17 protein-coding genes and 1 pseudogene are annotated in these 21,319 nt (G+C 34.4%); 4 read left to right on the forward strand and 14 right to left on the reverse strand.

The features are described from left to right. The first annotated feature begins 508 nt into the window (after positions 1-508). From LI162_RS15910 to LI162_RS06275, 3 genes and pseudogenes are all read left to right on the forward strand, one after another. Positions 509-850, forward strand: a pseudogene (locus tag LI162_RS15910) (MobC family plasmid mobilization relaxosome protein). Next, complete coding sequence (locus LI162_RS06270) at positions 799-2,094, forward strand: relaxase/mobilization nuclease domain-containing protein (RefSeq protein ID WP_227156052.1); 1,296 nt, start codon at positions 799-801, stop codon at positions 2,092-2,094. The pseudogene LI162_RS15910 and the gene LI162_RS06270 overlap by 52 nt, the downstream one beginning before the upstream one ends. 82 nt (positions 2,095-2,176) lie before the next feature. After that, positions 2,177-2,962 carry a DUF3800 domain-containing protein gene (locus tag LI162_RS06275; protein WP_226900697.1) on the forward strand — a complete coding sequence of 262 codons (786 nt, stop codon included), beginning with the start codon at positions 2,177-2,179 and terminating at the stop codon, positions 2,960-2,962. A 134-nt stretch (positions 2,963-3,096) separates the two neighbouring features. Here LI162_RS06275 and LI162_RS06280 read toward each other — a convergent pair whose 3' ends face one another. The 9 genes from LI162_RS06280 to LI162_RS06320 form a co-directional block, all read right to left on the reverse strand. Further along, a complete protein-coding gene (locus LI162_RS06280; protein ID WP_227156054.1) occupies positions 3,097-4,473 on the reverse strand; it encodes an Abi family protein in 1,377 nt (458 codons plus the stop codon). A gap of 668 nt (positions 4,474-5,141) precedes the next feature. Continuing rightward, positions 5,142-5,606, reverse strand: coding sequence for a hypothetical protein (locus tag LI162_RS06285; protein WP_156734038.1), 465 nt, complete (start codon positions 5,604-5,606; stop codon positions 5,142-5,144). A 13-nt stretch (positions 5,607-5,619) separates the two neighbouring features. Next, positions 5,620-7,638: a HaeIII family restriction endonuclease gene (locus LI162_RS06290; protein WP_156734041.1), complete on the reverse strand. Its 2,019-nt coding sequence runs from the start codon at positions 7,636-7,638 to the stop codon at positions 5,620-5,622. 4 nt (positions 7,639-7,642) lie between these two features. Beyond that, a complete protein-coding gene (locus tag LI162_RS06295) occupies positions 7,643-7,810 on the reverse strand; it encodes a type II toxin -antitoxin system TacA 1-like antitoxin (protein ID WP_118001180.1) in 168 nt (55 codons plus the stop codon). Between the two features lie 152 nt (positions 7,811-7,962). Beyond that, positions 7,963-9,015: a radical SAM/SPASM domain-containing protein gene (locus LI162_RS06300; protein ID WP_196021923.1), complete on the reverse strand. Its 1,053-nt coding sequence runs from the start codon at positions 9,013-9,015 to the stop codon at positions 7,963-7,965. 2 nt (positions 9,016-9,017) lie between these two features. Beyond that, entirely contained in the window at positions 9,018-9,410 is a 393-nt protein-coding gene (locus LI162_RS06305; protein ID WP_118001178.1) for a hypothetical protein, read from the reverse strand. Then, positions 9,379-9,798 (reverse strand): hypothetical protein, encoded by a 420-nt coding sequence (locus LI162_RS06310; protein ID WP_118001177.1) that lies wholly within the window; start codon positions 9,796-9,798, stop codon positions 9,379-9,381. Before LI162_RS06310 ends, LI162_RS06305 begins: the two co-directional genes overlap by 32 nt. Next, on the reverse strand, positions 9,791-12,250 hold the full coding sequence (locus LI162_RS06315) for an NACHT domain-containing protein (RefSeq protein ID WP_226900554.1): 2,460 nt from the start codon (positions 12,248-12,250) through the stop codon (positions 9,791-9,793). Before LI162_RS06315 ends, LI162_RS06310 begins: the two co-directional genes overlap by 8 nt. An 89-nt stretch (positions 12,251-12,339) precedes the next feature. Then, on the reverse strand, positions 12,340-15,945 hold the full coding sequence (locus LI162_RS06320; protein ID WP_226900556.1) for a hypothetical protein: 3,606 nt from the start codon (positions 15,943-15,945) through the stop codon (positions 12,340-12,342). A gap of 369 nt (positions 15,946-16,314) precedes the next feature. Here LI162_RS06320 and LI162_RS06325 point away from each other — a divergent pair, with 369 nt between their 5' ends. Beyond that, complete coding sequence (locus tag LI162_RS06325) at positions 16,315-17,631, forward strand: IS110 family transposase (protein WP_196021834.1); 1,317 nt, start codon at positions 16,315-16,317, stop codon at positions 17,629-17,631. Positions 17,632-18,230: 599 nt separating this feature from the next. Here LI162_RS06325 and LI162_RS06330 read toward each other — a convergent pair. From LI162_RS06330 to LI162_RS06350, 5 genes are all read right to left on the reverse strand, one after another. After that, positions 18,231-18,764: a hypothetical protein gene (locus tag LI162_RS06330; RefSeq protein WP_196021832.1), complete on the reverse strand. Its 534-nt coding sequence runs from the start codon at positions 18,762-18,764 to the stop codon at positions 18,231-18,233. Between the two features lie 20 nt (positions 18,765-18,784). Next, positions 18,785-19,873 (reverse strand): hypothetical protein, encoded by a 1,089-nt coding sequence (locus LI162_RS06335; protein ID WP_196021830.1) that lies wholly within the window; start codon positions 19,871-19,873, stop codon positions 18,785-18,787. A 45-nt stretch (positions 19,874-19,918) separates the two neighbouring features. Continuing rightward, a complete protein-coding gene (locus LI162_RS15755) occupies positions 19,919-20,254 on the reverse strand; it encodes a hypothetical protein (RefSeq protein WP_319017048.1) in 336 nt (111 codons plus the stop codon). Between the two features lie 105 nt (positions 20,255-20,359). Beyond that, positions 20,360-20,596, reverse strand: coding sequence for a toprim domain-containing protein (locus LI162_RS06345; RefSeq protein ID WP_227080247.1), 237 nt, complete (start codon positions 20,594-20,596; stop codon positions 20,360-20,362). Positions 20,597-20,772: 176 nt separating this feature from the next. Continuing rightward, complete coding sequence (locus LI162_RS06350) at positions 20,773-21,303, reverse strand: flavodoxin family protein (protein ID WP_198425544.1); 531 nt, start codon at positions 21,301-21,303, stop codon at positions 20,773-20,775. Between the last annotated feature and the right edge of the window lie 16 nt (positions 21,304-21,319).

The following is a 21,319-nucleotide window of genomic DNA, read 5'->3' on the forward strand; positions in this document are numbered from 1 at the left end:
CGTCATCACTCAACACGCATCAGACTCCTTTCCATTGAATATCTGTATATATATAATAACGAGTTATGCACTTAAAATGATTAAAAGATTCCTCATTTTTTCTTAAAACGAATGAAACGATTAAACCAATATTTTATCTCAACCCCTTTCAGAAATATCAAATAAATCAAACACTACCTTTTTCTCCGCTTAGAGTAATACTTCCCACACCACACAATCCTGCACCGGAAGCTCTGCCTGTGTCATGACACAGGCGAAATCTCCCACACTTTCCTATCGTCTGTGTGGTCGAATTTCCATAGGGAAGTATCCCTAACCCTCTCTCGATTTTTCTTCGGTTATTCTTCATTTTACCGTCGAAATGTATTGACCGTTCCTACCTTCTTTGCTACAATTTGCTGTGGGTGATTGTGCCCAACACTGAATAAAACCTGAAACGAACTGTTGTAAAAATCGAACATTTTACAGCAGTTTTTTTGTACCCAAAATCAGAAAGGAAGTGGCAGAAATGACAAATCGAAACCGCGCCAATCCGGTGCAATTTTATCTCAGCGATGATGAGCAGTACATCCTCAACACCAAATTCAAAGCATCCGGCATGAAGAGTATGTCTGCGTTCCTGCGCAAGCTGATCTTATATGGATAGGTGTATGATGTTGATTACAGTTACCTGCGAAATTATAATACGGAGTTGGGACGTATCAGCTCCAATTTAAACCAGATCGCAAAGAGGGTAAACAGCACTGGAAACATTTATCAAGAGGATATAAACGAAGTAAAGGAGTTGATGAATAAAGTATGGCGTACACAAAAATCCATGCTATCAAAGCAACCGTTGATAAAGCGATAGACTACATCTGCAACCCCGAAAAGACCGATGAAAAAATGTTTGTTTCCTCTTATGCCTGTTCTCCAGAAATCGCAGCTTATGACTTCAAATATACCCTCGACCACTGCCGGGAAAACAGTCCTAACAAATCCTATCATCTGATACAAGCTTTTGCTCCGGGAGAGGTTGGTTTTGAAGAAGCGCACCGCATTGGAAAGGAGCTTGCAGATAAACTTTTAGAGGGAAAATATTCGTATATTGTTACCACCCATATTGATAAAGGACACGTCCATAATCACATCATTTTTTGCGTCGCTGATAACATCGAACATAACAAATATCACGACTGTAAACAGTCCTATTACCACACCCGGAAACTGAGTGATGAACTGTGCAAGGAACACAATCTTTCCGTCATCATTCCGGGTGCGCAGCGTGGCAGAAAATACAAAGAATGGCATTCCGAGCAGAACGGTTCTGCATGGAAAACGCAGATCAGAAAGAACATCAATTTCTGCATCAAGTCGGCTTCCACTTACGAAGAATTTCTGCTTCTGATGAGAGCCAAAGGTTATGAAATCAAAGGGGAAATTTTTGAAGAAGGAGCTGCCAAATACATCTCATTCCGCCCTCTGGATAAAGAGCGTTTTGTGCGTGGCAGTGCGAAGTCTTTAGGAAAGGAATGCACAAAGGAACGGATCAGGGAACGCATTGAAAGAAAACGGGAACGAAAGGCAATTATCCCCAAAAAAGACTACTCTGCCCGCAGACTTATTGACACCTCTGACGAGAAATTTCAGAACAGTCCGAGACTGCAAAGGTGGGTTACCATTGAGAATTTAAAGATCGCCGCACAGAGCTATAATGAGGTTGGTTCGCTTGCAGAACTGGAACACAAAATTGCGGTAAAAACCGAAGCCGGAAAGTCTGCAAAGCAGAGCGTGGTGGAACTGGAACACCGTATCAAAGACCTTGCGGAAATCATCAAATATGCACAGCAGTACAAAGACAACCGCTCCTATCATATCGGCTACAAAAAAGCCAAGAACCCGGACGCATATTTCCGCAGATACGAAAGCCAGCTCATTCTATATGGCGGTACAAGGCGTGTACTTGAGCAGACTGGGATAAACTTAAAAGGATTGAATGTTGATGAGCTAAAAGCAGAATATCAAGAACTGATGAAACAGAAAAATCTCAATCAGCATCTTGGGAAAAATATGCCCACTACTCAAGACATAAAGAACAGGCAGCAATCTCTATAAATTTGGTAGTATGTTAACCCATTTTATAGTATAATGAATTCACTACTTAACAAAGAAGCACTCTATTCATATACTTACATTCATAGACGAAAGTGGATACCCTCGCCCTACAGATTCAACCAAGAATCCTATCCTGCTTGGTGTCCGGATCCATGAGAATGATATTAAACCAATCATAAATCAGATATACAAATTAAAAGATTCCATTTACAGAAAACAGGACGAAATAAAGTCTACAAAACTAATTCGTGAAGCAACTATTACTAAGAATCGTACAAATAATAAAGCGTATGTTGAAGGCATGGTGGACATCATTACCTCTTATGACGCTGCTATTTTTGCCATAATTATGGACAAGCCAGATGAACCAATTATTGTTCCGGAGCATCATCTTCCAAAGCAGTATTACCTTCTTTTTAAAAAAGTTGAGTTTTACTGTAATCATCATCACTATGGCAAAGCTATGATGATATTTGATGAGGTGCATGAGGATATTGACCGAAAAATTGCTGAGGCAATTACAGGTTTTCTTTTCAAAACGAAGTTTGGGCGTTCTTTCCATCACATATTAGAAATGCCTTTGTTTGTCAGTTCTGCTGTAACTCCTGCAGTACAGTTCGCCGATATATTTGCTGGTATCGTGAGACATTATTACGAAAATGAGCTTGACCAAAAAGAACCAGGAACAGAATTTCAGGAATGGCTTGTAGAGCTTTTCACCAAACTACATAATCTTACGGAAAATAACTCTATCCCCAAATCACATTATCTGGAATATGGCTTTCAGAAAATGGGCAAAAACTTCTCCTATCCTGTAAGCGAGAAATTTACTACTTCTGATAATGATGAAAGCCTTCTAAGTGAATAATTTTTTGTTTGACTTCATACAAATATGGTGTATAATATTACTAGAGTTATATGTTGTTCCGTCTTGGAGCTGCGTAGGACTCGTAATATTGACAAAAGTATCGCACCTGCAGTTTAGCGAGTGCGATTTTTGTATTATCTATATTTACCTTCAAACAATTCCCATACAGAAAAAGCCTCTTGTGCTATCTCATCATAAGGCGGTGCTGTAACGCCTAAAGTTGTATTTCCCATATCAGAAAGTCTTAAACTGCACAAATTTACACCGCTCATTTGTTGCCTTATATCTTCTTCCTTGCTAAGAAACCATTCTGCTTCGGTCACAAATAATTTGAAACTCATTTTCTCTATTTCCCGAATTATGTAGAAGTATATGTAATTAAGCTCTATCCACGCTCTACGAAGCGGATTTCCATATAAAGTATTTACTATTTGCTTGGAGTAATCTCCAAGTCCCATTCTCTCCCACTTCTTCTTTAGCAAATCATACAGTATCCACTTTTCCACACTACATCTTCCTTCAACATTATCAAATTCTAAATCCCAATTTCCGTTATAATCAGGATCCATAAATGTAGGTAGAATTGACCGTCCATGAGCTGCTGCATTCCTTATGGCGCACAAATCACTGATAAATCCTATACATTCTTTCATTTTATGTAAAATATCTGGAATGCTGTCTTTCCTAGAACAAACATCATAAAAAATAGTTATAAGTTCTGACAACTCGTTTAACTCTAACTGTTCCATCAAATCCAACAATGGCACAGCATTCTCATCCGTTAAGTAGTCAAACTCATCCGAGCTGCCCCTGTATCTTCTTTTATCTCTTGCCCGCTTAATCAACTTCGCAATTTTAGGTTTCTTGGCTACCCATTCTGATATTACTTCTGCTCCTACATCATGTCCGTCATCAGCAATCCTTATTCTATTGAAATATGTTTTATAAGCATTTTCTATGCCAGTAATCCATGACAAAATGTTTTTCCTAAACTCAATATCTATTCTATCTATTACAAAAAGCAAACCTATTTTAAACTTAGCATCAATACAATCAAGGTCAATATGCTTTCCTGCTTGTATTTTTATGATTTCTTTGCAAGTAAATATTCCCGGTGATAAGTATTCCAACCTTCTTGGTTGAAAGTTATTACCTTCAAGCCAATCGACAAATTCCTTATCATCCAATACCGGATAATAGAAATTGTATTCACTTAACCTTTTTCTAATATTTTGAATGGCATTATTCTCAATAATTCGTTCTTGATATTTCCATTCATCTCCTATAAACCTAATATCTGTGGCTTCTTTGATATCTCGGTCTCTTACTCCCTGACTTTGACTTAAGGAAAACTCAACCTCATCTGTGTATTTAATATATTGTTTTCCTTCTTTTTCTTCCAACATAGATTTTTCTATTCTAAACGGTATCCATTCATGTTCAACTTTATATGCGTCTGTATCAATTATTCCATAATTATTTTTTAGCTCCAGTATTCTTTCTCTTGGCATACTATTCCCACTCCTTTCCACATGGTATTGATGAAATTCTTTTATTTTTTCCTGTCAAAAACACCCTTACATAAAACGAAACGCTAAGAGGCACTTTTACAGCCCCCTGAGGAGATTTTTTTATTTTTTTCGGTTAATTGAATACTTAAAAACAAAAAACACTCACCTATTCCAGGTGAATGCCTTATCAAAATTTCATTATTTTGTTGTCTGTGACGCTTACTCAGAAACGCTTGTGTATCTGCTAAAATGTAATTGCCAGCAATTATATTTTCACGTGGGTATGGGGACGTAATCCCCATCAATTCTGCTACTCGTAAGTAATACAAAATTGTCAAAATGACAATACTGTAATACACGGGTGGATCTTGCTCTAGTTGTAACATGTTCATTTATGCAATAATAGGCCCAAATGGGCACTTTCACCATTCGAGCCTATATTATATGTCTTTTGGATAATAGATTAAAAAGTAGCTGCCTAGACGGTATGTTTTTATCGTAGAATTGATTTTGTTCAAACACTACTGACTCATCAAATTAGATAAATCATCATTTTGAACAAACGATCGCATATCGTAGAAATCATCAAGATAATTAATTCATACTCTGAGCGAATTCGTTTCAGATAAGGATCTAATTACACCGCCCATCCTTAGTCCTTCCATCTTCTAATGTACACAAACTTCATTTGATTTTATAACAGAATAATCATGGACTGTGCATCCATCAAGATTTTCTATCTTATTCTCAATATAATCTAGCAACTCTGTCCCATCCAAATATATATACATCTGTGGAGCAACAAATCCCGAAACATCACGTCTTAAAGCACCGAGTGAAATTTCCGTAGTTTCTTGAAATTCATTGATTTCCATAGCGTATCGATATAATTCTTGATACTTCTCAATACGAACAACAGCCGCTTTATCATTTTTAAACTCTTCTCTCCAGTCAGATAACAAATGTCGCTTACCTAGATATACTATGCCTTTAATTGCCTTAATTGGTGCACTCACATACATATATGCCATAATTGGTTCATCTGGAAAGTTTCTTCTATGTTCAAATTTTTTCTTTCCTGATTTTATTTTCTCATATACTTCCGGTTTAAAACTTAAAAGCATTTTTCTCACTTATGACACCACCTTAATTCCATCTACATTCGATATTAAGAACTTCCATCGGCATACTAACAAATTGAACATCAAACTTAAGGCTTGGTTCGACCTTTGTGCTTGCATTGTGAATTCTAAAGCTGAGTTGCCAACCATTATCAAGATACATTTCTACTGTATTATCACTGCCAGGTTTAAACTCAAGTGCCACAAGTCTTGTAGGCAACTTTACAATGGGTACTGTGATTGCAGATACTTTATTCTTCGCTGGCTTATTCAATGTATCATGCATATTAAATGTATGAATCATCGTAAGTCTCTTACTATCTTTGCTCACGACTTTATAATAATCTTCAATACCAATTAAATACTCAATCATTTTTCTCGGCATCGTCTGATCTTTTTCATTTGCTCGATTTATTTCATCAATAAATGCTTGTAATAATGGAATGTATACTTTCTGACTCTTGTCTGCAATTTCAGACCATTTTGTACCATAATTTTTTTCCTGTTTCAACAAATCAAATACAGGCTCAACCGCCTCCCAATATTCGTCAGAACAAGGCATTCCAAACCATTCATTCCCAAAATCTAACTTATGACTTAATCTACTATGCTTAACTGCATCATGATTGTGCTTAATACTTAAACCAATTTCCCATTCAATATTTTTTCTCTTTATAACAATATCTCTAACATCACCTTTTACACCTTGACCATCTTTTTGAAATTCAAGAGTAAGCTCGTCACTATCAACTTCTGCCATTCTCGGCTCAAGTTCTAATACCATATCAATAGCAGCTCCAGCAGATGTCATAAATATTTCCTGCATATCTTCATCCATTAAAGACCATGCTTTTTCATTTGCTACCAAACTGGAATTCTCAACAATTCTTGTTTTTCTTAACTCAGCTATTGCTTTATATAAAGTTTGCATCCAAGCATATTCATATGCTCTACCTTGATCATTACTCTTTGTGCTCACTTTCTTCTCATTAACCTCCTTTGCATCAATAACCTCTCTGTCGATTTCAACAGAAGAGCCTTTTCCTTCAAGATACAATTTAATTGCTATCGCAATCTCATACGCTAAATTCACAGGAACCGCATTACCGATCATCTTATATGCGGTATTGGTATCGTTATATATAAATTTAAAATCATCCGGAAAACCCTGCACTCTCGCAACTTCGCGAATTGTCATTCTTCTATAAAGATGCTCTTTGCCTTCCACAAATCTACAGTCATTAGTTCCAACTTTTACCATTTTAGGAGCTTGTGGATGTAATTGACATTGACGTCCAGATGCTTGAACTGTATATGCCTGTTCATCCCAACTCTTCACACGATTACGGCTCATAAAAATAGGCGAATATGCACCTGTAAAATATTCATTATTATTTATTGCTTCTGGATTGTGTCGGTTCTTTTCCCCGGAAGGAATTGCAGTATCTTGTAAATCCCAAATTATGTCACGCAAGGTAATTTTTTTAGAATCATCCTTTGTTGAACCTTTAGGAAAACCAAATTCTATATTTAAATCTTTTCTGAATCCTATATAAAATACTCTTTTTCTCTCTTCTGCAACACCATAATCTTTAGCATTAACCAACGTAAAAGAAACATCATATCCTGCTTCATCAAATAATTCCAAAATATTTTGAACGGCAATTGAATGTCTATTGGCAAGCATTCCACTCACATTTTCTGCTAAAAAAAACTTTGGCTGAAATTCCTTTAATATTCTTATGTAATCAAAAAATAACTGACCTCTTGCATCCTTAATTCCTTTAAGAGAACCTGCTTCTGACCATGACTGACATGGTGGACCACCTATGATACCATCCACTTCTCCGTCTATATATTGGGCTATATCATCCTTTGTAACTTGCCTGATATCACCCTCAATTAAATGTGTATTAGGATGATTAACCTTGTAGGTTTCCCATATTGTTTTGTCAAATTCATTTGCTACAGGTATATTAAATCCAGCTCTCTCAAAACCTAAATCAAGTCCCCCACATCCACTAAACAAACTAATTACATTCATTAAATTATGCTCCTTCATTCTCGTTCTTTTTTATTATTTTTGCAGCTTCAATAAGTGCTGTTCTCCGCACAAATTCACTATAAGAAGCATATGCCTCTAATCTGGCTGCCTGCTTGAATTTATCTAATTCTTCTTCGCTCACTCGTATGCTTATTGATATTGATTTTTTCACTTTTGAACACCTCCAACTACCTATTATTTTATCTCATGCAGTATGTCAATGTCAATACTTTGTAGCACAAACAAACGTTCCTTTACATAAGAAAATCTGATGTACTATTCTACACCAGATTTTCTTATCATTTCTTCTATATTAAAACTATCCTAACACATATCTATATCAATCCCAAGTCTACAACCACCTCGACAAAGTTCCGTTTGTCTGCAACTAGAGCATTTTTCTTTTCTTTGTTCCCTGAAAGCAACAAATTTATCTCCCTGCCATATTTCTCTTAATGTTTTCGAATTCATTGATTCGGATATACTTTTGTCCCATATACCAAATGAACACGGATAACAATTCATTTGACTGTCTATGTACATTGAAAAAGTGGCCGCTTCACAAGCATCTATGCTAACTGCTGGTACTGTATCTCCCCATCGCAATAATGCGGGTGTAAAACATGTATCAAATCCAACTCTGTACGGATGTTTAACCTTTGTTGCAAGAGATATAAATCTTTCAATTCGAGAATCCGTATTTTTTAATACCTTTTCTATAATACCATTCCCCACAGGCTTGTACAAAATAAATATAACTGCATTCACTCCTTTAGGAAATGAATCCATCTCCAATCTTGTGATTGCTTCATTAATAGTATCTTTCGATACCACATAATGAATATTTGTAGTACAACCACTTTTCACCAATCGTTCTACAGCATCTATTGTTTCCTGATTACTTTCTTTTCCATCCATGAAACGTGAATACCAGGACACTGCAACGGCACCACAATATTGCTTTATCAAACCAACTTCATTATCTGTTATAAGAAAACCACTTGTTGTCATATTCGGAATAATTCGATATGCTCTACATGATTCCAGTATATCCTCAATTTGTGGATGTTTATTAGGATCTCCAGCCCCACCTAATGCAATTTGGAAAGTTTTACCTGCTGCTTGTTTTACAATTTCCATAAAATTCTCATATGACATATGTGGAGCATATGTTGTAAAACCTTTTTGGTAACAATCAATCCCAGCGTTCCTACAATATTGTCCACCATTGCAATGTCCCATGATTCCCACATCAAGCAATTCAGGAAACGATCTCATTACTGGATCAACGCCATTGATATCACTGCGAAATAAGGTTCCATTTTCTTCGTTAAAAATTTCAAAAAAACCAAACACTTCATCTTTATAAATAATCATCTTTACCACACGCAAGCTCTACCATTAAGATAGAAATCCTTGTCCTCTATTTCAAAACTATCAGTAGTAAAAAACTGTGTTATAGGCGAATCATCGCTACTTGTATATCCCCAATAAGCATGATACCCCTTGTTTTTAACAAACAATCTTGCAGATTTCTCTCCGAAAACTTTTTTTATTGATTCATAATCCGGTATTTCATAGTTGTGATATCTTAAACCTCCATCTAAAGCATATATTATGCTTCTGCATAATTCTCGGCCTTGTTTTTCAAGCATACCATCCTTTATAAAACCTAATTTTTCAAACAAATACTCTTCTGTTAATTCCTCTTTCGATATAATAAGGAAATTAGTAGAAGAACTATTCGTAATAAATCCCATCCTGATCTTCATCTTCCAATCCTCCTACCGCTTTTGAAAAAGCTTTTTTAAAACTTTCATCATAATTAAGTGTTTCTATATTTCTTTCAACTGAACAACGTGAACACTCTTTCATAGAATAATTTCCTTCAGCCAATTTTTTAGCATCATCTAATTCAATATTAAAATGTTCTTCTATGAACTTTTCTACAGAGCAAAATTCTTTCCGATAGTACTTTCTATATTCTTTTTTTAAATTTATCGCTCCTTGAAAATAATAATCATAAACTCTGGAAATCATATTTCCGGCAAACGTATTTTTCTTTACTCCCAGCGTTTTCATTACTCGCCTTTTACACGGTACATCTTTATGCTTAAAAAATATTCTTCCATTTATCTTATAACACGATGTTTCATTCATAATCTTTTACCTCTAAACCACAGGCTATCCTCATTTCTAAAATCATATCATTTTGTACTTTATCATGTGTAGGCAAATTGTAGAAAAAATCTTCAAGTTCTTCCTGCTTATCTTTATCATGTAATTTAAAGCACAATAAAAATAATTCAGCTATTTTTTGAATCTGTAATTTTCGTTCTGAATCTGATAGTTCATTATAATATTTGATGAAATCTTCTGGAATAAACCTGTCATCCATATTATTACGTGCACTAATCGTGTGAAATGTATTAAGTATGGCATCTTTATTTTTCAATCCAAATAAGATTCCTAAATATATATCTAAATTATATATTCCTCCATAAAGTGTTCCATCTAACATTGTATCAAAAAACATTCCACCATCTTCATATGGATCTTTTCTTAAACAGTCTTGAATATACGTAATTTCAAAATCAGTCAATTCGAGACCAGATGTTAAGATAATCCTTAATCCTAGATTTTGAAATTCTTCCTTGTAACGCATACTCCAATATGACTTTCTTTCTCCACCTTCCGGAATACGGTATAAATCAAGAATTGAATTACACATTTTTTCTGTCTGCCCTAATTTTGAAACCAATTCATCTGTTTTAAAAAAGACATAGCAATAATGAATAACTCCCTCTGTACAAGATGCACCTGTTGCTTTTAATTGTTTTAATTTTTCGATAACGGATTCTCCATCCACATTATATGCCGATATATTATTTAATAAAATTTGCCGTGCTAAACAATAATCTCTCATTTCATCAAAAACAAAATACACGACTTCCTTTTCATTTCTTGCAATTGTACCTTTATGGAAAACCAATTTTTTACTAAGAAGAATGCCACTATTTACTGTCTTCCGTATATCACCGGAGGTAATTCCTGTCTTTTCCAAGTCAGTTATACTGATTTCATCATAATTATCACTGTGTATCATGAAATCAGTCACTGTGTCGAGCACAGTTTCGAGATATTCTCTGTTATTTTGTTTTAGTTTTTCGATATACTGTGCAAATATTTCATGCTTTCGAATGGAATACACATCTGCATTACTATCCTTATTAACTTCGAAAAATATTCGTAGTAAAAGTAATTGCTCACTAAGTACGCTTTTCACCGCAAGGGAGATATTTCCACTATAATTAAAATGATTACTGTATGTCTTAATAATACGATTAATTGCTGTAGACGTATAATGTTGCTCCTTTAAATCAAACTCAAATACTGGTATATTAACTTTTTCTACAAGATATTTTCTAAAACGTTCTTTATAGTATTCGTTTCTACAAGATACAACTATCTTCGCTCTACTATAGTCAGCAATTTTATTGATAAATGCGCTAATCTGGTTTCCAAACCCATCACTGTCATTTTCATTAATAGCATCAACAATTATAAATAGAAACTTATTCTGAACAGTTAACAGTAAGTTTACCAAATAAAGATAAATCTCTTTATGCTTCTTATATAAATCTGGAAGCCCCAATTCATCGAATATAAAATCTAAAATATCACCCTCAATCTCTCTAGCATTCAAAAATATTGTCGTTTGCTTAAGGTTAACTAAAAGTTCACTAATACTACACAACAAATTTGTCTTCCCATTTCCAGCACTTCCAGTAAGTATAAGATACTTTCCATTAGCAACTTTACTATATTTTAGCAAACTTCCAAGTATTTCGTTATACGGATACTGTATTATTTCAAAAAGGATCTGTGATTCTTTATAATCTTGTTTAAATTCTATACCTGAGTTCCGAAAATTATTATGAAATTCGTATGCCGAATTCACTGTCTCCAAAATTTTCTTTGTGGATGCCATTCTGTTAAGACGAAAGCACACATTTTGATTATCACAAGCTTTTTTTAGAATCTCACCATATGAATTATCATATACATAGTTAAAATTTTTAATCAGCCTCTTTCTCCACTTCTTGCCATATACAAAATATCGTAATACTTCTTTACTGTTATTAAGCTCCACAAAAACACCCGGAATATATTTTCCGTCCTGAATCAATTTCTTAACTTGTTCACCAGTATACTTATTTGCTTTTTTTCGTATTGAAAAAAGAGAATTCATAAGTACAAAAATCGCAACCACTAGTGTAATAAGCCACCATATATTTTGTATTATATCACTAAAATTACTAAGTAAATTTATTATCCTTGAAAAAGATGCGCCTTCTGTACACTCATTCTCCGTTGCAGAAGACATATTTTGAGTCGATATAAAATTCTGTTCTTTCTCGTTTTCTATTATATTTTCCCCTTCGGATGAACAAGCTATTTCTTCCGTATCCTGCTCCTCAACATTTTGCTTTTGTATTGTTGCTTTTTCCCGCTTTCCTTCTATACTTGCAGCTTCTGATATTGGAGAAAAACCTATAACAAGCAATGCAACTACTAATCCCAAAAACATAATTGCCTTTATTTTTTTCATAAGTACTTCCTCTCTTACACAACATTATATTTTTTGTACTCTTGAAATTCCAACGCTCCCCCTGTACTCCATGCCCTACTTTATATATATCATTCTCTTGTAGCACCAGAAATAATTTCTACTAATTCCGGATACGACACAATAGGGAAAGTAACTTTTTTATATCTTGAAACCAGTACCTTATTCATACACATATACGGTATTACTTTATAGCCGATATAGTCTGTGCATCCCAATTGTTGGATCACTTGATCAGCATTCTCACGTAAATAATCAATTCTTCTTTGGAACTTCTCATCTTCCTTATGTTCATTAAAAAATCTATTCTGCTGACGATACATATCATAGAAAGTAGCTACTTTTTCAATTACTTTGCATTCTACAATCCAGATAGACTTATTATTAATATCTACAGCAAACACATCATAGTCTCCAAGCCACTGCGGATGAGATTTATTTAATTTCATTAATTCAAAATTTTGCTTTATGATATCAAATTTATTTTTCTTAAATGAATTCGCTATATCATAGACAATCTGTTTCTCATACGATTTTTTCCACTCCACTATTAACTGTTTTGTTTTATTCATACGCACTTCATATGGTAAAATAAAATCCATTATTCCGTTAAGCCAATCTTTTTTCAAACGATCCATTGTAATAGGTGAAAATATAATGTCGCCATTAATACTTACAAGGGGCATTAATTCAAACCTGGTATCTCTTGTTCTTCTTTTACCGATTGGAAGATAAAAATTGATCTTACCATTTTCTGTCTTAAGATTTTGAGAAGAGACCACTAAATAGTTAAAAAGAGTTGCGGCATCTTCTTCTGTAATAACATTATTCATTTGCTCCAGGAAATCTCTCAATAATTCTTTCATAGGTGCTCTGAATACATTATTGCCAATCTTTTTAACGATTGTCTCTGAAAAAGAATTACTAAAATACGATAAGATATCTAAGAAGTCTGTGAGGTCAAATCCCATATCTTCCTTAAATGTTTCCTTCACCTTTTCAAGATATTTGAAATCTGTTTCATGATCTCGCTTTAATCCCCCTGAATATGAATATATCCTATGATGCAAACCACTTAATGCCTCAGCATCTTGATCATCTGCTAAAGTATCCACTACATACTCATCTGTTATTTCTATATAGGCTTCGTTATCTGCAAAATGGCACATATCTGCTACATCATTTAAAACAACTAGCCAATTCGCATATGCTAATAAAAGATTTATATCATCTATGGTTGCAAGTGTTTCTGATTCACAATGCAAATACAAATTTGTTTCTATTAGATAAAGTGTATTTCTATCATCATGCTTTGCTTTTTCTCTTTGGTCTATAATTCGGTCTCTGACTTCTTTATCTTTCTTCTCATCTAAACCAGAATACGAGCCATATCTTTTCCAATTAATATCTATATCATGCAACAATGTTGAATGATAATCCAACAACAAATAATGCAATTCACTCCATGAATATTTTGAAACTTCACCCTCGAAATCTTCAATTATAGCCTTTTGCATGGCACGTATAATTTGATTTGCTTCTTGTCCACGGTAAATTCCTGGTTTTATCATATTACCATAACAAACATTTGCTATTCTTTTTCGAACTTCATGATAGTGATAATCCTCAGGAGAAAAATTCTGTACATTATTGTCCCATTTATACTCTACAGATGTCGAAAAAACTCCCACTTTCTTTTTTTCAAGAGAAACTTTTTTTCTTTTTGATTCAAATAGCTCATTCAAATCAGGCATCCTATCTAGCAATGGAATCAATATTTCGCGCAATATATTGAATTCTGTACTTCTATTTTTTGCCTCTTGAATATCTTCATAAATCCGATTAATATCTTTTACAACATATCTGATAATCCATTTATGACTATAGTATTGAGCATCACTATATACATATATCCTATCTTCATATAAAAAAGATTCATGCCCTGCATGAACAGCATACTCAATAGGCATAAAAGCAATCTGTATTCCGGTGTTACTAATTGCCTTATTGTCCTCAAATACACATTTTATTGAATTAAATCCTTCTGTTATAATCTCTTCCAACAATTGAATCCACTGACGATATTCTCCAAAATCTTTTACATCTTTGTAGAACTCCACATTGTTCGTCAAAAAAACATAATTTTTTTGAGGCAGTGGAAGATATATACCACCAAATCCCATTCCATGTTTTACTGTATATTCATATGTATCAAAATCTCTTTTTTCAATTTTCCACGAAAATGGTTCACGGAAAAGATAATCCCTCATATGGAATGGATAATCTTTCAATTCCTCTTTAAAATAGTCAACAACAGCTTCATTCTCTGTATCATATCCTACATCAACCATATTAAATATAATTGCACCCTTTGCAATATACCGACCTTGATTTTTCCATGTAAAATATAAAGCAGCATCACTTCCAAAACCAAACGAACTTTCATAATCTTTCTCATTTGAATAAGATAGATACTCGAATAATTCATCTATGTCATCCATGAAATTTAGATAATATATAACATCTAGCGCTGTACAAGTTTTTCTCTTCTTCCCTTCCTCGCCCAAAGACATGTGCATTTGATTCGGATTCATAAAACTATCATAAATTAAATATTCTATTGGCATATCGGCAGGAATATGAATCCCCCTTAATCCACTTTTATCAAAACGGTTAAATGCTTCCGCAATATGAAGTGTTCCGCTTTTATGATATTTCTCTATATTAGCAATTTCCTTTTCTAACTGTCCCTCCTCATATTCATCTGCATTAAGCGCGACAACTACTCCACGAGAAGCCTTTGCTATAAATGTATATGTTCTCTGGCTTGAATCATATTTTTGCTCTGGAAATATCATAGCAGGTGCAAATATTGAACAACTTCTTGACCGATCCATTTTAAACAAACTATAAATTCTGTCAATGATTCCCTCATTCGCAACTGAAATCTGTTCTTTGAAATCAATTTTATTTTCCCATATATCATATAAATCAATTAACAAAGAAACATTGTACAAAGGATAAATATTATCTTCCCTGCATACAAAATGGCTTTTTTCAATAGTAGTTCCTTCACTCATCATTAAAGAATCAAGTTCAAGAATATCATATTTCTTTACTTCCTCCTTAAAGAATTTCTGTACTTTATAAAATAATATTTCAGTCGGAAGAACAAACCTTTTTTCTACAACGCCATCATTCTTATTTTCTTCTATAAAATAATCAATCGTTCCAGATACATACTCTAAAGCCAGGCATAATTCCTCTTCCCGCGAAATATTTCTTGCTAAAGTAGGTAAAAAATTGAGACAAGCATAAACATTATTATGACCAGTTCCGATTATTACACGGTAAAACTTATCATTATATCTAAGCTGGACTTCACCAAAATCTTCTACCGTGTAATCGTCTGCTATCCCTGGTTTCATAACATCATATATTTTACCAAAGAACCCTTTGAATTCATCATATGTTCCAATCCTCTTACTGCCTTTTTCTTCATATTCAATCAGACAGGCATTTAATGCCAAACAAGATTCCAAAACTGATCTGTTGTTGATACACAGATTAATACAATATACCGCCTTCACAAGATCATTAAACTGATATTCATTTGTAATTTTTAATAATCTGTCAATTTTCATTCGAATAGTTGGAAACGCTTCTGTTTTTACCATTTTGTCATCACCTAGTATAATAATGATGTAGTCAATCAAGACTACTTGGTTAATAAGTTTCTAAAATCAGATAACAGAAGAAGGAGTTCTTCCTTCATCAGATGTTATCCGTAATAATGATCATGTCTGACGGTTCCTGATAGACACCAGATAAAACATAAGGTATTATCTCTTAGGATAGGACAAAGAATGTTCATCTCCTTGGGAAGTCACTCTTGTGACTGATACCTACAATGAAGTCAATTAGTCCATTCGACAGGGTTTTATGTTTTAGCTGGTTGGGAGCCGGAAGACCATACCCGAATAACGCGCTAGGTTGTGTACCTGCCAGATTGGAAATGGATTCCTATCAGAAAGGAGCTATTGCTCATGTCAAACAAAGTTATCTTTAATCTCGATGATTTATTCATCTCTGTTGGTATTGATGTCGGTGCTGATTTCTCCTGGATGTCTATAGCATTTCCAAACCAACAATTCGTAGGAAAACCTTACAAAATCCTACATAACAGTATTGATTCCCTTACAACCGCTGTTTCTAAAATAAAAGAAGCAGAAGAGTTGTATTCTTTGGAAAGTCGCATTTTCCTCGAATCCACGGGAATTTATCATTACCCACTCTTCTGCTATCTTCGTGATAAGGGTTTTAACTGCTCTGTTATTAATCCTATCATCACTAAGAATAGCACAAACATCAACATACGAAAAGTACATAATGATCGTTTTGATTCTAAAAAAGCTGCTTTGGTTGGTTTGAAACCTGATTTAAAGGTTTCACTTATACCTTCAGCCCTTGCTCTAAACTGCCGTAACCTATGCCGTGAATACTACGATTTAATGGATAATCGCAGTGCCTATGTGAATAAGCTTCAGGGTGAATTACGCATGGCGTTTCCACAGTATCTCGGCATCTTTTCCAAGGTTACAATCAACACTTCTCTTACACTGTTGGAGACTTATACATCTCCCTCCGCTTTTCTTGAAGCTGACAAGCAAGAGATTATTGATATCATCAAATCAACAGCTCGCTTTGGGCTTACATATGCTCAAAATAAGTATAATGCCATAATTCAGGCGGCAACTGATGCAAATCAGTTTGGTTACATCATAGACAGCAACATCAAGCGTATTCGCCTTTATATCAGCTTCATACGTAAATATGATGAAGGAATCAACAACATTCTTGAATCGCTCCATGAGCTTGTTGATGCTAATGAAGATGCCGACTTTGTCAAGCAGATTCATTTGATTGAAACATTTAAAGGTGCTGGTTTCTTGTCTGCTGTATCCATCATGGGTGAGATTGGTGACTTTTCAGCATTTTCAAAACCAAAACAACTTTTCGCTTATTTCGATCTTAATCCGGCAGTAAAACAATCCGGAAAATTTGAAGGTACCAAGGTTCGAATGTCTAAGCGTGGTTCTGCCATAGCTAGACGTGTTATTCACACGTTAACCTTACAAAGCATCAGTATCTCCCGTAATGGAGAAGCTAAAAATCCAGTTCTTCATGAGTACTACCTCAAGAAATGTGACTCAAAACCAAAGCTCGTAGCAATGGGAGCTGTTTCACATAAGGTATGCAATATGATATTTGCAATACTCAGAGACAACAAGCCTTTTGAAATCATCACTCCACAGGAGCATATCAAACAATACAATGCTTCCAAATGCGACATGGCTGCATAAAATACTGTACATCCAACGAATCAATATCTTTCAAAAGAACGACATTTTCACCAAGGGGGACGTCTACCCTTTTTTAGCCAGAAAATAATAGCAATTTTTTTCATTTAACTATTGACATTTATTAGCTGGACTTCATCAAATAGCAAATTTAGATATTAACTCTTCTTCCAGAATATTATACCATAAAAATGGCGAAGTGCTTATCCTAACACTTCGCAGTTTGTATCAATATTTCCAATATGACAAAATCTGTTCCTGTTGTATTTATCTATTTCTTTATTTTCTCTATTATTCCGATTCAGCCTTCCAAAGGTATAAATAAGGTGTAAATTATTGGTTAATTCCCAAGAAATCCTTTAAAATCAAGGTTTTCACGGCATCCATTAAACATTGCCGTGGCAAACAAATAATACTTTAATCATAGATTTTAATCTCCTTAAAATACCGTGAAATGCCCAGTTTTGCGGGGTTTCTTGGCTATATTTCATATCTTTTGTTAGTGTGTCGTAGAGGCAGAATATAACAAAATATAGCAAGTTATTACCGCCTCTTAGTAGTCAACTTAGTAGTCAAATGGGGTAGCAGATTACTAAGGGATTTTACACATTCTTTTCATTATCCTCAATAAGCTGCTTTATTGTCTTTTTGATTTTTAAAGCATACTCTTTACCAGTTGTATCTACAACATAAAATGTGAGTTTATCATTCATAGCAAAGGTGCCTTGTGCAGTTTGCTCTTTTAGATTCTTCAAAAAGAGTTTTAAATCAAAAACTAAATCAAGTGTGTATTCCGGTTCCAATGTATAAGGTAATGACTTTTGCAATAATTTAAGCATTAGATTCGTCATATCTTGAACAAGTAAATAATTTGATTTTTTAGGGACCTTCATCCCCCAATTTCTAACAATCACATTTCTGTTACCTATATTTGTGACAGATAGATTAACAAAAAAATATCTACTATCACCACGTTCAGAAAACACTACATTTTTATCTGTAAATTTCATTTTTAACTTTTTCTTATTTGAATAACGTACTTGCCATAACGTAACAATAACTGCAGCCGCTGTAGCTATTGCTCCGACAGCTTGTCCTATTGCAGCAAATGCAGTCCAAAATAACTCTGATGCCACACCACCGTCTCCTCTCAATTCTATTTATCTCTATTCTTGAAACTATCTGCAGTGTAATACAACGGTAGATTTTTACCTTCTGGTGTATTCTGTTCATCTAATACCAGATCATATACAAAATCGTAAAGGTCTGACCATTTCATTAATGGCTTAAATCCTCTACGTCCATCAGCTGGAACATTAAGCGAATACATCGCAAAAACTGTTTCACAACTTCTCCGTGGAAACATCCCTAGATAGGAATCAAAAAAATTATTAGTGTATCGATAGTGATGAGAATATATAAAATCATCCCACTTTTCAAGCATTTCTGCTTCGTCTATTATATCAATAACTGACACTTCTTCTAATTGTCTATCTTCCTTTTTTCCCCAAGCTTTTTTTAACAAATTTACAGCTTCTATGTCACTTGATGGCGCACTATAACCAAAAATAGTAATCATATATGAATTATTGATGATATAGTTTATCGCATCCCAACAACCTGCAATGTAATCATCTTTATTATATTCCTTATTTTTTACCGGATACAATAATCTTGTAGGCGGAAGCTGTTTCTTGCATACAGGACATACTGCATCTTTCGTACCAAATTCTCTGTGTTCTTCACAGTATCCCATACCCACATTTCCATGCAAACAAAGCAAATGCGGGAGATTATCTGTTATTTCATAACATCTAACATATGCCTGCACCAAAAGTGGATCCCAATTAAATGTTGCAATGACATCCTTCTCCGTTAAACTGAGTATCAAAAAATCATACACTGTAGGAGTATCTGGAATTTCAAAAGAATCAAAGTAATCATATAATCTTTTTTCAAGTTCTTTAACTACCTCTGCATATTCTGGTTTCATATAGAGTTCTGAATATATATCTTCGATATTCTCACTTTTTGTATCAAGCTTCACATCTGCTAACAAATCATCCAAACCAAGTTTAGAAATCATTCCATTCATAACAGAAGACTTCTTCCCGTTCTTGTCACCATTAGGAATTGCTGCCATCGTAGCACCAGCACCTAATATTACTGTATGGGCTCTCATAACCACATCTCCTTTCTTTATATCATTTTTATTATAACGACATATTAACAAAATTTCTACCATTTAAAAACGCCCCACCATAAGCCGGAGCGTCATCTCTTTTCCATATTAAACTACCTTAAACATCTTCTGCGACATAGGTTTCTCTTTCTTCTGTTCAACCTCCGCCTGCACTTTCCTAAACTCTTCCATTCGTTTCAGTTCTTCCTCTGCATCATCGAATCCGATATGCGTGTACACATTCATTGTGACCGATACAGTCACAGTGTCACCAGATTTATAATGAATATCCCCTGTACTGAGTTTTGTTTCCAAATGATGTGGCGCATCATGATCAACAAGATATCCCTCTATAACATCTTCTCGGTAAGTGTATTTGAATACTGGCTGACCAAAAATTTCTGTTGTATGTAATGCCGGAGTTGCAGTAAGGGCAATTTTCACAAATACCGTTTTTTCTCTTTAAAAATCGATGAATCTTGCAAAACAAGTGGTTCTCCGTGTATAAGCAATACTTCCACCAATCGCACTCTCAAAGCAACCTTAATCTTAGAAATTATTGAAAAAACCAAAGCAGATAATTCCTGCTGTCAGACATTCATTCCAGTCTTTCTTTACTGGTCTTAATCGCATTACCACCTTATCGTTTGGGATTTTTTCTGCAAGATTCTCACAGGCGGCATTTCCGGCAGTATCATTATCAAGGCAGAGATAAATCTTTCGGATATTTTTATGATTTGCAAGATACTGCATCAACACCCTTTCGCTTACCCCGCTCAATGAAATATAGTGATGTGTTTCCCATTCATCTCCTGTGCCATTTTCCTACAGGGTGTTGGAGAAATTTTTTTATTTTTGCGCAAAAAAATAGCTATAAGACTCCATTTTTTGAAATCTTATAGCTTTGCTATTGATAATATTGAGTTACTATTAGTTTTAATAATTAGAATTATTTTATCAACTTATAAATTTTTTCCAAGTTCATATGCCTTCTTCATTATATCCACATGATCCTCAGCTGTATTTGCTGTATCAATTCCACCGCCACCGACCATGCCTTTTAAGGAAGCCTTTTCAAAACAATCTACCCAGCCTTGCAGCCCATTATAGGCTTTCTCAAATGCACTTTCATCATTCTCTGCCGCAGTTGCAATCATATAATAAATATCTCTGAATAAATAATCTGCCGAATATAAAGGATTCAATCTATCAAGAAGTGTTTTCATCTGACCGCACATCTCATAATAATAAATTGGGGTTGCATAGACAATAACTTCTGCATTCTTTACCTTTGCCATAATATCTGCAATATCATCCTTCTGTACACACATCCCAGTCCTCTGGCATGATAGACAACCAATACAATATTTTATATCTTTTCCTTTCAAAGAAAGAAGTTCCACATCATGCCCCACTTCTTTTGCTCTCTTTGCACACTCATTTGCAAGTATATCAGAATTGCTCCCTCCTCGAAGACTTGTCGATATGATCAATACTTTTTTTACCCTA

This window comes from Mediterraneibacter sp. 210702-DFI.3.120 (assembly GCF_020561005.1).
Lineage (GTDB): Bacteria > Bacillota > Clostridia > Lachnospirales > Lachnospiraceae > Mediterraneibacter > Mediterraneibacter faecis.